This window comes from Enterobacter sp. 6722112 (genome assembly GCF_058661685.1).
The window spans coordinates 1,651,726-1,664,581 of sequence record NZ_JBZWGR010000007.1; the positions used below are offsets into that span (position 1 = coordinate 1,651,726).

At 56.8% G+C, this 12,856-nt stretch carries 8 protein-coding genes and 1 other RNA gene; 3 read left to right on the forward strand and 6 right to left on the reverse strand.

The window, feature by feature from the left end; genetic code table 11:
• Nucleotides 1-31: 31 nt before the first annotated feature.
• From AC4OVU_RS09435 to ppsR, 4 genes are all read right to left on the reverse strand, one after another.
• Complete coding sequence (locus AC4OVU_RS09435; RefSeq protein WP_023303529.1) at nt 32-2,014, reverse strand: TonB-dependent hemoglobin/transferrin/lactoferrin family receptor; 1,983 nt, start codon at nt 2,012-2,014, stop codon at nt 32-34.
• 76 nt (nt 2,015-2,090) lie between these two features.
• The gene (hemP, locus tag AC4OVU_RS09440; protein ID WP_015570723.1) at nt 2,091-2,279 is read right to left on the reverse strand and encodes a hemin uptake protein HemP; all 189 of its coding nucleotides are present in this window, start codon (nt 2,277-2,279) and stop codon (nt 2,091-2,093) included.
• A gap of 209 nt (nt 2,280-2,488) precedes the next feature.
• A complete protein-coding gene (aroH, locus tag AC4OVU_RS09445) occupies nt 2,489-3,535 on the reverse strand; it encodes a 3-deoxy-7-phosphoheptulonate synthase AroH (protein ID WP_032670070.1) in 1,047 nt (348 codons plus the stop codon).
• Between the two features lie 150 nt (nt 3,536-3,685).
• Complete coding sequence (ppsR, locus tag AC4OVU_RS09450) at nt 3,686-4,519, reverse strand: posphoenolpyruvate synthetase regulatory kinase/phosphorylase PpsR (protein ID WP_017384644.1); 834 nt, start codon at nt 4,517-4,519, stop codon at nt 3,686-3,688.
• A gap of 335 nt (nt 4,520-4,854) precedes the next feature.
• Between ppsR and ppsA the strand changes: the two genes are divergently transcribed.
• The 3 genes from ppsA (at nt 4,855) to AC4OVU_RS09465 (ending at nt 11,247) form a co-directional block, all read left to right on the forward strand.
• A complete protein-coding gene (gene ppsA, locus AC4OVU_RS09455; RefSeq protein ID WP_491928666.1) occupies nt 4,855-7,233 on the forward strand; it encodes a phosphoenolpyruvate synthase in 2,379 nt (792 codons plus the stop codon).
• A 234-nt stretch (nt 7,234-7,467) separates the two neighbouring features.
• The gene (locus AC4OVU_RS09460; RefSeq protein ID WP_017384642.1) at nt 7,468-8,868 is read left to right on the forward strand and encodes an MFS transporter; all 1,401 of its coding nucleotides are present in this window, start codon (nt 7,468-7,470) and stop codon (nt 8,866-8,868) included.
• A 3-nt stretch (nt 8,869-8,871) separates the two neighbouring features.
• On the forward strand, nt 8,872-11,247 hold the full coding sequence (locus AC4OVU_RS09465) for a glycoside hydrolase family 3 N-terminal domain-containing protein (RefSeq protein ID WP_110292725.1): 2,376 nt from the start codon (nt 8,872-8,874) through the stop codon (nt 11,245-11,247).
• A gap of 5 nt (nt 11,248-11,252) precedes the next feature.
• Here AC4OVU_RS09465 and rprA read toward each other — a convergent pair.
• Both rprA and ydiK read right to left on the reverse strand, forming a co-directional pair.
• An RNA gene (gene rprA, locus AC4OVU_RS09470) (antisense sRNA RprA) lies at nt 11,253-11,360 on the reverse strand.
• A 209-nt stretch (nt 11,361-11,569) separates the two neighbouring features.
• The gene (gene ydiK, locus AC4OVU_RS09475) at nt 11,570-12,685 is read right to left on the reverse strand and encodes an AI-2E family transporter YdiK (RefSeq protein WP_015570721.1); all 1,116 of its coding nucleotides are present in this window, start codon (nt 12,683-12,685) and stop codon (nt 11,570-11,572) included.
• Nucleotides 12,686-12,856: the final 171 nt, after the last annotated feature.

Genomic DNA, 12,856 nt, shown 5'->3' on the forward strand with positions numbered 1-12,856 from the left:
TTATCCTTCTGAATCGTTGCCCCGAAGGGAATTACCATTGATAACTGACGAAGATCTTGCCGTTGCGGCCATCCTGCGGGATGCCTTGTGGTGACCAGTAGGCTTTGTCGAAGGCGTTCCCCAGCACGAGGGTGGTGGTGATGCCTTTGAACTGCTGCTGACCTTTATAGCTGACGTAGAAATCATTCACTGCGTAGCCAGGCTGCTCGCTGTAGCTGCTGCTGATGTGCGTTGAACGTTCGACGAAGGTGCCGATCCAGCCCACGGAGAAGCCGCTTTGCGCCACGGGGATATCCAGCTTGCTGGTGACGGTGTCCGGGTTGATGCTGGAGATGTATTCGCCCGTGTCGGTATCTTTCCCGCGTGTGCGGTTGTAGGCCACGTCCAGGTTGAACAGACTGGTCGCGTAAGTCGCCATCATGTCCCAGCCCCAGATTTTGGCATTTGGTACGTTATAGGACATGGTGGTGGCCGCCGCAAAATCGACGGTAGTGGAGATGTAATCTTTCGCTTTGGTGTCGAAGTAGCTGGCTTTGAACTCCAGCGCGTCGTTGGCGAGCAGCAGATCGTCAAAACGTAGCCCAAAACCGAACTCCTGGGTTTCGTTAGTTTCCGGACGCAGGTTCGGGTTCGGCACCCAGTAGTTGGTGTAGAAGCTGCCGATAGAGAAGTGCTTCGAGTCGTTATACATCTCGCCCATCGTTGGCGCACGGAAGGCCTGGGCGTAAGAGCCGAACAGCATCAGCCAGTCGGCTGGACTCACGGTTAACCCGGCGCGTGATGACCACTTATCCGCATCCACGTCGTCGTAACCGTCGCTGCTGCCGCGGTAGTTGTCGTAACGCGTCCCGCCGAGAAGCGTTACCGGCAGGTCGCGCAGGGTGATCTCATCCTGCAACCAGCCGGAGCTGAAGTCGATTTTCGCGTCCGGGAAGCCGGTGGTCGCGCCGCCAGGGTGTTGCTCCTGACGATAGTATTCCCCCCCGTAGGTCAGCAGGTGCGAGGCGAAGGAGTCGCTGAACAGGCGGGTGCGGTTTTCCACTTTGCCGCCTTTGGTAGTCTGCTTACGGAACTCGCCGCTGGCGTCGATGTTCTGGGCGTTGATCCGCGCTTCGGACCAGTAAATTTTCGCATCGGCGTTCAGCCAGTCGTTTCCGGCTGGCGCAATGCGGTAGCCAAGCTGGGCATCGCGCTGAATGGTGGAACGATCGGTCATCGGGTTACTGCTGCTGGCATCCGTGGTCTGCGGATTTTTCGGCTCCTGCGCGTCGTTGTTGTAGTAGCGCAGGGAGCCACTCAGCGTCTGCGCCGGATCGATTTTCCAGCTGCCTTTCGCCAGCATATTGTTGATGGATTCGTCGTTTGGCGCCCTCGCGCCGTCACTCTGGCGAATGTCGCCGCGATCGCGGCTGGACCAGGAGACCAGACCGTCCAGGGTATCGGTGCGGCCATAGGCGCTGGCACCCATCCCGATGCTATGATCGCCCGTTGCACCGGTAGCAAATACGCGATAGCCGCTGTTTTTACCTGCATCCAGCAGATCGCTGGCGTCGACGGTGTCATACGAAATTACGCCGCCCAGCGCGCCGCTGCCGTACAGCAAGGCGGAAGGACCACGTACTACTTCAATACGTTTGATCAGCGCCGGATCGAGGAACGTGCTGTTCAGGTGTCCGGTATCAGTGCCCTGGCGCACGCCATCCACCAGTATCAGCACGCCACGGCGGTCATAGCCCCGGAGGTTAACGTCCTGACCGTTGGTGCGCCCGGTGCCGTCCAGCATCAGACCGGGCACCTTGCGCAGCAGGTCGGCGGCGGAGCTGGCGGTCTGGTTTTCCGGCGCGGTGGCGTCAATCACGCTCACCATCATGGGGGCTTCAAAGGCGCTGCGGGCATTGCCGGTGGCGGTGACGGTGATTTCGTCTGCGGCGGCAAACGTAACGCCCGGCAGGGTGCTGACAATCGCCAGCGCCAGAAGAGACGGGCGTAAAGACGCGGATTGCAGGTGTGGCATAGCAACTCTCCATAAGAATTGAAAAGCGCTGGCTGCCTGGGGATCACCTGGGTGGCTGGCGAATGTGTTGTCTGGTTTATTTAGTCAGGATCAGTTTTCCGGCATTGGTCTGGCGCAGCAGGTAGTGCTGGCCGTCATGCTCGATAATGACCCGTCCCTCCTCACCCAACAGGCTTTTGCTGTCGATTCGGCGATCGGTGGGAGCAGGGGACGGTGCTGTGTGTGTTTTTGTTGGCGTTGCCGCGCTGTTATCGGTAGGTGACATAATGTTTATAAATAACAATCAATGTAACAATGATAATCATTATCAATAAACTGCAAATTCACGGCAAGCGTTTTTGTGAAAATTGTGTGACGGGATCAAATTTGGGGGAGAGGTGCGGTCTAATGCCCTCACCCCGACCCTCTCCCACGGGGAGAGGGAGAAGGGCACGTACCGTAGGCCGGGTAAGCGCAGCGTCACCCGGCAGGATTTTAAAAGCGTGTGTCCACGGCTGAAGCCAGCATCTCCAGCAGCAGCTCGCTGTCTTCCCAGCTCAGGCACGGGTCGGTGATTGACTGGCCGTAGACCATTTGCTGTCCGGCGACGATCTTCTGCGTGCCTTCTTTGATAAAACTCTCCGCCATAATTCCTGCAATGGCGGTCGAGCCGCTGCGGATCTGCTGGCAAACTTCCTCGCAGACGTCCAGCTGGCGGCGGTGCTGTTTCTGACAGTTGCCGTGGCTGAAATCCACCACCAGATGCTCCGGCAGGTCAAATTCCGCCAGCGTTTCGCAGGCGGCGGCAATATCTTCTGCATGGTAATTCGGTTTTTTACCGCCACGCATAATGATATGTCCGAACGGGTTGCCGCTGGTCTGGTAGATGGTCATCTGGCCGTTTTTATCCGGGGAGAGGAACATATGGCTGGCGCGTGACGCGCGGATGGCATCTACGGCAATTCGGGTATTGCCGTCCGTTCCGTTTTTGAAGCCCACCGGGCAGGAAAGCGCCGACGCCATTTCACGGTGGATCTGGCTTTCGGTGGTACGTGCGCCAATCGCGCCCCAGCTAATGAGGTCGGCAATAAACTGTCCGGTCACCATATCCAGAAATTCGGTGGCAGTTGGCACGCCCAGCTCGTTAACCTGTAACAGCAGCTTGCGCGCCAGTGTAATACCGTGATTTACCCGGTAGCTACCGTTCAGATCGGGATCGGAAATCAATCCTTTCCAGCCCACGACGGTACGCGGCTTTTCAAAGTAGGTACGCATCACGATCTCCAGGCGATCCTGATACGTGCCGCGCAGCGTCTGAAGGCGTTGTGCATAATCCATTGCCGCGTCGAGGTCGTGGATGGAGCAGGGGCCAATCACCACCAGAAGACGTTTGTCTTCACCATTGAGAATTTTTTCGATGCGGCGACGGGAGGCCGTCACATGGTCCGCCACCTCGGCGGATACGGGATGCAGCCGGGCCAGTTCAGCCGGTGTGACCAGGCTATCAATGCGCGCGGTGCGCAGTTCGTCGGTTTTGTTCATGGAATGTCTCAGAAATTTTTTGCTTCATCGGCAGACTACCGGGAAGTGATGGCCATCACCTTAAACCAATCCCTGCTGATTTCAAGTTCGGGGCACGTCGCCCCGAGGATGGCATGATAATAACTGAAACTGGATTAATGTACTAGCATATTAGTACATGCGGCGATTCAGCCCCATGATATCGAGGATCTTGGTGGCAATTTCTTCTACTGAATAGTTGGTACTGTTCAGCCAGGGAATTTGATTTTTCCGGTACAGCGCTTCGACTTCGGAGACTTCCATTCGGCACTGGCGCATCGAGGCGTAGCGACTGTTCTCGCGACGTTCTTCGCGGATCGCCGCCAGGCGTTCCGGGTTGATGGTCAGCCCAAACAGCTTATGCTGGAGCGGCTTGAGCGCGGCGGGCAGCACCAGGTTATCCATATCATCGGCAATAAAGGGGTAGTTGGCGGCACGAATGCCAAACTGCATCGCCAGGTAAAGGCTGGTGGGGGTTTTACCGCAGCGCGACACGCCGAGCAAAATCACCTGCGCCTGGTCGAGATTGCGCAGGGAGATCCCGTCGTCGTGCGCCAGGGTGTAGTCAATGGCGGCAATACGCGCATCGTATTTGGTCAGGTTGCCGGGGTTCAGACCGTGGGTACGGTGGGCGATCGGCGTCGGGTCGAGCTTCAGCTCGCTTTGCAAGGGAGCAACCAGCGCCTGCACGATGTCCTGACAGAAGCCCTCGCTTTGCAAAATGATGTTGCGGATCTCAGGGATCACAATGGAATAGAACACCAGCGGACGAACGCCGGTCTGCTGGTAAATGGCGTCGATCTGGTCCTTGACCGCTTTGGCCCGGCTCTCATTTTCCACGAACGGCAACGTGATGCTGTTTATCGATACCGGAAACTGCGACATCACCGCGTGTCCCAGCACCTCGGCGGTAATCGCCGTCCCATCAGAAATATAAAAAACGTGGCGATCGACAGCATTATCCATTTTATCCACCCTGAATAGCGTACGTAATTGACTGAAAGCATAAATTAAAAAAGTTAATTTCACAGCAAAGAACTTATCTGAATTTAAAATGAAATGGTGTTTTTGATTTTCCTGAAAAGCGGATTTCATTTTTCGAATGGCGGCTTTATTTCTATGGTTTTTGCCGGAATCTATAGGAATCATCGGGTTAGCGAGTGCCGGGAAACTGTCCGAAAAGTTGAAAATTTAAATTGCTTACACGATTCACCGTTTTTTTAGCGGAAATAAATATGCCAGTATAAATACGTAGTCAGGTGTTTCTTACTCCGATCAAATATCACAAAAGGATTGTTTCGATGTCCAACAATGGCTCGTCACCGCTGGTGCTTTGGTATAACCAACTCGTCATGAATGATGTAGACAGAGTTGGGGGCAAAAATGCCTCCCTGGGTGAAATGATTACAAATCTGTCCGGTATGGGTGTCTCCGTACCTAACGGGTTTGCCACAACCGCCGATGCGTTTAACCTGTTTTTAGACCAGAGCGGTGTAAACCAGCGCATTTACGACCTGCTGGATAAAACGGATATTGATGATGTCACCGAGCTTGCCAAAGCCGGCGCGCAAATCCGCCAGTGGATCATCGACACACCTTTCCAGCCGGAACTGGAAAAAGCCATCCATAACGCCTACAACCAGCTCTCCGCTGACGACGCGCAGGCCTCCTTTGCCGTGCGCTCTTCCGCCACCGCGGAAGATATGCCGGATGCCTCTTTCGCCGGGCAGCAGGAAACCTTCCTCAACGTCCAGGGTTACGAGGCGGTACTGGTGGCGGTGAAGCATGTGTTTGCTTCCCTGTTCAACGACCGCGCCATCTCCTATCGCGTCCATCAGGGCTATGACCACCGCGGCGTCGCGCTTTCCGCCGGCGTGCAGCGCATGGTGCGTTCCGACGTAGGCTCTTCCGGCGTGATGTTCTCTATCGACACTGAATCCGGCTTCGACCAGGTGGTGTTTATCACCTCCGCGTGGGGTCTGGGCGAGATGGTGGTGCAGGGGGCGGTAAACCCTGACGAATTCTACGTTCACAAGCCTACGCTGGCGGCTAACCGTCCGGCAGTGGTACGTCGCACCATGGGCTCGAAAAAAATCCGCATGATCTATGCTCCGACGCAGGAGCATGGCAAACAGGTCACCATTGAAGATGTGCCGCAGGAGCAGCGGGATCGCTTCTCACTGACCGACGCCGAAGTGGAAGAGCTGGCGAAGCAGGCGGTGCAGATTGAAAAACACTATGGCCGTCCAATGGACATCGAGTGGGCGAAAGACGGACACACCGGCAAGCTGTTTATCGTTCAGGCGCGTCCGGAAACCGTCCGTTCACGCGGTCAGGTCATGGAGCGCTACACCCTGCACGCGCAGGGCAAAATTGTCGCGGAAGGCCGCGCAATTGGTCACCGCATCGGTGCCGGTCCGGTGAAAGTGATCCACGACATCAGCGAAATGAACCGCATTCAGCCCGGCGACGTGCTGGTGACCGACATGACCGACCCGGACTGGGAACCGATCATGAAAAAAGCGGCTGCCATCGTCACCAACCGCGGTGGCCGTACCTGTCACGCGGCTATTATCGCCCGTGAGCTGGGGATCCCGGCGGTAGTCGGCTGCGGTGACGCGACCGAACGCATGAAGGATGACCAGAAGGTGACGGTCTCCTGCGCTGAAGGCGATACCGGCTACGTGTATGCCGATATCCTCGACTTCAGCGTGAAAAGCTCCAGCGTGGATACCATGCCGGACCTGCCGCTGAAGATCATGATGAACGTCGGTAACCCGGACCGCGCGTTTGACTTCGCCTGCCTGCCGAACGAAGGCGTGGGCCTGGCGCGTCTGGAATTTATTATTAACCGTATGATCGGGGTGCACCCGCGTGCGCTGCTGGAGTTCGACGACCAGGACGCAAAACTGCAAAACGAAATCCGCGAGATGATGAAGGGTTACGACTCGCCGAGAGAGTTCTATGTGGGGCGTCTGACGGAAGGGATCGCCACGCTCGGCGCGGCCTTCTACCCGAAACGCGTGATCGTGCGTCTGTCGGACTTTAAGTCCAACGAATACGCCAACCTGGTGGGCGGCGAACGCTACGAGCCGGAAGAAGAGAACCCGATGCTGGGCTTCCGCGGTGCCGGACGCTACGTGTCGGAAAGCTTCCGCGACTGCTTCGCGCTGGAGTGCGAGGCGGTAAAACGCGTGCGCAATGACATGGGGCTGGCTAACGTGGAAATCATGATCCCGTTCGTCCGTACCGTGGATCAGGCGAAAGCGGTGGTGGATGAGCTGGCGCGTCAGGGGCTGAAGCGCGGTGAGAACGGGCTGAAGATCATCATGATGTGTGAAATTCCGTCCAACGCCCTGCTGGCCGAGCAGTTCCTGGAGCACTTCGACGGCTTCTCCATTGGCTCGAATGACATGACGCAGCTGGCGCTCGGCCTGGACCGCGACTCCGGCGTCGTCTCTGAGCTGTTCGATGAGCGTAACGAGGCGGTGAAAGCGCTGCTCTCCATGGCCATCCGCGCGGCGAAGAAACAGGGTAAATATGTCGGGATTTGCGGCCAGGGTCCTTCTGACCATGAAGACTTTGCGGACTGGCTGATGGATGAGGGGATTGATAGCCTCTCCCTGAACCCGGACACCGTGGTGCAGACCTGGCTGAGCCTGGCAGAGCTGAACAAGTAAAACCTGCACAACCTGAAAAAGGCGAGGATATCTGTCCTCGCCTTTTTTATTTTCCTGCGAATATGCTCACCATCACAAATAAAGCAAAAAACCAAATATCATTATTTATCTGTTAATTTAGACAATTGTTAGCGGGCAGGGCGTTGCTAATACTTGAGCCTTACCGCGTACATCCGTCGGGATGATGCGCGACTGGTTGAAATACGTTTTAACCTGATAAAAAGGCAAATAACAATGACAATCTCCTCTGTATTACGTACCAAAGATAAAATAGGTTACGGCCTCGGCGATATGGCCAGCGCGCTGGTCTGGCAAACGGCAACGTTATTTCTCGCTTATTTCTATACGGACGTATTCGGTTTGCCTGCGGCCATTATGGGCACCATGTTTTTAGTGGTGCGCGTGGTCGATGCGTTTGTCGACCCGTGCATTGGCGCGCTGGTGGACCGCACTCAGACCCGCCACGGTCGTTTTCGTCCCTGGCTGCTCTGGTTTGCCATTCCGTTTGGCGTGAGCTGCCTGATTACCTTCTACGTACCGGATGCCGGGGCGACGGCAAAAATTGTCTATGCCTGCGTAACCTATGCCATCCTGAGCCTGATCTATTCCGCGATTAACGTCCCTTACTGCGCCATGCCCGGCGCGCTGACGCTCGACCCGCGCGAACGCCACTCGCTGCAATCCTGGCGCTTTGGCCTGTCGTTTATCGGCGGGTTGATTGTGACGGTCATCGCGCTGCCGCTGGTCTCATTATTAGGCCAGGGGAATGTGCAAAAAGGCTATTTCTATGCCATGAGCCTGATGGGGCTGCTGGGCATTGTTTTATTCTTCTGCTGCTTCTTTATGACCCGGGAGCGTTACTCGCCGCGCAATGACACCTCCGGCTCGATGCTGACGGATTTAAAACTGCTGGCCGCCAATAGCCAGTGGCGAATTGTTTTTCTGTTTAATATTTTACTGTTAACCGCCGTCGTGACGCGTGGCTCTGCGACCATGTATTACGTTAATTATGTTCTGTTACGTCCGGAACTGGTTTTTGCCTTTATTGTTTCCGGCATGGTGGCCTCCTTAAGCGGCGCATTATTATCTGAACGCCTGCTGGGGAAATTTGACCGGGTGCGTGCCTATCAGTGGACCATTATTTCTTTCGTTATTTTTGGCGCACTGATTTTCTTCATTCCGCCTTCGCAGGTGTGGCTGATATTCGGTCTGAATATTGTGTTTAGTTTTATTCAGAACCTGACCACGCCGCTGCAATGGACCATGTTCTCCGATGTGGTGGACTACGAAGAACACCGTAGCGGCCGCCGCCTGGACGGGCTGGTCTTTTCTACCGCCCTGTTTGCCATCAAATTTGGGCTGGCGCTGGGTGGGGCGGTGGTCGGTTGGGTGCTTGGCATGGTGGATTACGCGCCGGGTCAGGCAAACCAGGCGCCTCACGTTCTCGCAACCATCAATGCCCTGTTCACCCTGATCCCCTGCGCGCTGTTCCTCTGCATGGTGGCGCTCCTTGCCATCTACAAACTTAACAGCCGGCTGGTGGACAGCATCGCCCGCGAGCTGGCCAGCAAACGCGATAGTCGAAACGATGCGGGGCAGCTCAGCCCGGCAACCCAATCCGCACTACAGGAGTAAACCATGACTGCGATCTACAAGGACGCGGGACGTTCCGTACACGAGCGTGTCGCTGATTTACTGGCGCGTATGACGCCGGAAGAGAAATTTGCCCAGATGCACGCGTACTGGCTGATCCTTGATGAACACGGCAACCACCGCGAACGCAGCGATCTGAGCGATGAATTCGCCGGCGTGAGTGAACAGGCGTCCCTCAGCGAAAGGCTGAAGCTGGGCGTCGGGCAGATCACCCGCCCGCTCGGCACGCACATTGTTGATGCAAAAACCGGCGTGCGTGCCGCCAACCGCCTGCAACGCATGATGATGGAGGAGACCCGGCTCGGCATTCCGGCGCTGTTTCATGAGGAGTGTCTGGTGGGGCTGCTGTGCAAAAATGCAACGCTGTTCCCGTCGTCGCTGAACTACGGTTCTACCTGGGACCCGGCGCTGGTGCAGCGCGCGGCGGAGCAGATTGGCAAAGAGGCCCGGTCTGTCGGGTGCCAGCAGGGGCTGGCCCCGGTGCTGGATGTCTCGCGCGATGTGCGCTGGGGACGGACGGAAGAGACCTTTGGGGAAGATCCGTGGCTGGTAGGGGTGATGGCGACGGCGTACGTGAAGGGGTTGCAGGGCGATAAGCGCGATCTGCTGGCGACCCTGAAACATTACGTCGGCCACTCCTTCAGCGAAGGGGCGCGCAATCATGCGCCGGTCCATCTCGGTTTCAGCGAGCTTAACGATACCTTCCTGCTGCCGTTTGAGATGGCGGTAAAGCTGGCCAACGCCGGTTCGGTGATGCCAGCCTATCACGACATTGATAATCAGCCAGGGCACAGCGACCATTTTCTGCTCACCACCGTGCTGCGTGAACAGTGGGGCTTCGACGGCATTATCGTGGCGGATTACGGCGGCGTCAGCCTGCTGCACCAGCACCACGGGATTTCTCACGATCCAGCACAATCGGCGGCGCTGGCGTTTAATGCCGGGCTGGACGTGGAACTGCCGAAGGATGACTGCGCGCGTCATCTGGCTGAAGCGGTAGAGCGTGGGCTCATCTCAATGGCGAAAGTGGATGAGATTGTGGCGCGCGTGCTAAGTGAAAAATTCCGTCTTGGGCTGTTTGAAAAACCGTACGCCGACGAAGACGGTATCGATTTGCAGAATGAGGCGACCCGGCAGGTGGCGCGCGAGTTGGCAACAAAATCGATCACGCTGCTGGAAAATAACGGCATTTTGCCCCTCGGCGGAAAACCCCGTGTAGCGGTAGTGGGGCCGACGGCGGACGATCCACTGGCGTTACTGAGCGGCTACAGCTTCCCGGTTCACCTGATTATCAGCGATATGGTTGAAGAGACCTCGCAGGTGACTACCCCGCGCGCGGCGCTGGAACAGTACCTTGGCGCATCACAGGTACGTTACGCCAAAGGGTGCCACATTATCGAAAAACGGATGGCGGGCGCACCGGTGTTCCCGGGCGACAGCGGCGGTAAGCCGATGCAGCAATCGCCGGTTTCACAACGCACGGATCTGATCCCCGACGCCGTGAGCGCGGCAAAAGAGAGTGACGTGGTGGTGGCCTGCGTGGGCGACCTCGCCGGACTATTCCAGAGCGGCACCGTGGGGGAAGGTTCGGATACCGATTCGCTGGATCTGCCGGGCGTGCAGCAACAGCTGCTGGAGGCGCTGGTGGCAACCGGTAAGCCGGTGATTGTCGTCATGACGGGTGGGCGTCCTTATAACCTTCAGGGGCTGGAAGAGAAGGTGGCCGCGCTGATGATGGCCTGGGCGCCGGGGCAGGAAGGGGGCTGGGCGATTGCCGATGTCTTAACCGGCCGCGCGGAGCCGCAGGGCAGGCTGGTACTGAGCGTGCCGAAAAACGCCGGGGCGATGCCGTACTACTATAACCACAAGCTGAAAAGCGGCGGCACGCCGTTTGCGTTCCATTTCGGCGCACTTTACCCGTTCGGTTACGGTCTCGGCTGGACGCAGTTTCGCTGGGGCGCGGCCCGCCTGGCGGAAAGCCGCGTCCCGATCGACGGAGAGGTGGCGTTAAGCGTCGATATCACCAACACCGGCGAGCGCAGCGGCAGCGAAGTGGTACAGGTGTACGTACGCGATAAGGTCGCCACGCAGGTGCGTCCGCTTCAGGAGCTGAAAGCGTTCCAGCGCGTTACGCTTTCACCGGGAGAAACCGCCACGCTGACCTTTACCCTGCCGGTGGAGATGTTTAATTTCACCCGCCGGGACGGGAAGCGGATTGTCGAGCCAGGGGAATTTGAGCTACAGGTTGGCGCGTCCTCGGCGGATATACGCGAGGTGGTGAACGTGCTGGTAACCGGGGAGACGCGGGAGCTGGCGGGGGAATGGCGCATGCTCAGCCGCTGTGACATTACACGGGCGTAAAAAAGATAAAAAAAAGCCCATCGTGGGAGATGGGCAAAGACTACACACAGCAATTCGTTGTTTCACTCAGGGGATTTCCATGCTTATAAATCAAGGTGTTGATTTATAACCGTGTCTTAATAGTAGGCATGCCAGTATTTTGAGTCGATCGGATTCGTCTCAATAGTTAAAGGCAGGTAAAGATTTCTTGAAGAGAATGACGGTTTTAGGCAGGAAAAGGCGGGTCTGACCAGTGCACAGAGAATAAATAGTTTAGCAACGTTTAAGTATTGCTGTGGAGAGTGTAGGCCGGGTAAGCGTTAGCGCCACCCGGCCTACGTTCTTACTGCGCGTTCTTATCTTCCAGTTCTTCAAGTTCGCTTAAGATGACGTCAGGGTCGGTTCCCGGCGGCGGCACTTCATGCACCCAGGCGGAGAAGAGACGCCAGGTTACCGCAAGCAGCACCGGACCGATGAACAGGCCAATCATGCCGAAGGCAATTAACCCCCCGATCACCCCGGACAGGATCAGAATCAGCGGCAGGTCAGCGCCCATGCGGATGAGGAGGGGACGGATCACGTTATCCATGGTGCCCACCACGCAACTCCAGACCAGTAGCACCGTGCCCCAGGTCGTGTCCCCCGTCCAGTAAAGCCAGATAATGCAGGGAACCAGCACCAGCAGCGGACCGAGCTGAGCCAGACAGGTCATCAGCATGACGACGGTGAAAATGGTGGCATAAGGTACGCCGGAAATTGCCAGCCCGATTCCGCCAAGTACAGCCTGCACCAGCGCTGTGACCACCACGCCGAGCGCTACCGCGCGGACGGCCTGGGCTGCCAGCAGCACGGCCGCATCGCCGCGTTTACCTGCCAGTCGGGTGGCGAAATGACGTACCCCCAGCGCAACCTGCTCGCCGCGCCAGTACAGCAGGGCGCTGAAGACCAGCATCAACGTACAGTGCATCATGAAGCGACCAATGTGCGCAGCCTGCCCCACAAACCAGGTGGTGGTTGTGCCGATGTACGGACGCACTTTGGCCATCAGGGCGCTACCGCCCATCTCCAGCAGGCTGTGCCAGCCGCTGTACAGTTTTGCGCCCACAACAGGAATACTGTTCAGCCACGCGAGATCCGGCAGCGTCATATCACCGCTGGTGACCGCGCGAATAACCGGGCCGCTACTGTCAACCAGGCTGTTAACCAGCAGTGCAATGGGAATAATAAACAGCAGGAACAACAGCAGCGTCATCACCAGCACGGCCAGGCCGCGGCGACCAAACAGCAGTTTCTGCAAACGTAAGAGTAAAGGCCAGGTTGCGACGACGACGGTCGCGGCCCAGGCAAATCCGAGCACGAAAGGACGAACAATCCACAGACACGCAATAATCATAATGGCTAAGAACAGCACCGACAGCAGTATCTGCGCGACATCCCTGGGCTGACGAAGATTGACCATAAACGAAACTTTCCTTAAATGAACACCAGCAAGGCTGATGGGAATATAAACCGCATCTCTCTAATCATTAGTGATTTCAGCGATTTTTGACAGGCGGATTTTGCCCGTAATTCTACGAAGCACATAAGAAAAAAATGTGATAAAACTTTCCAGACACAACGCAAACGATTT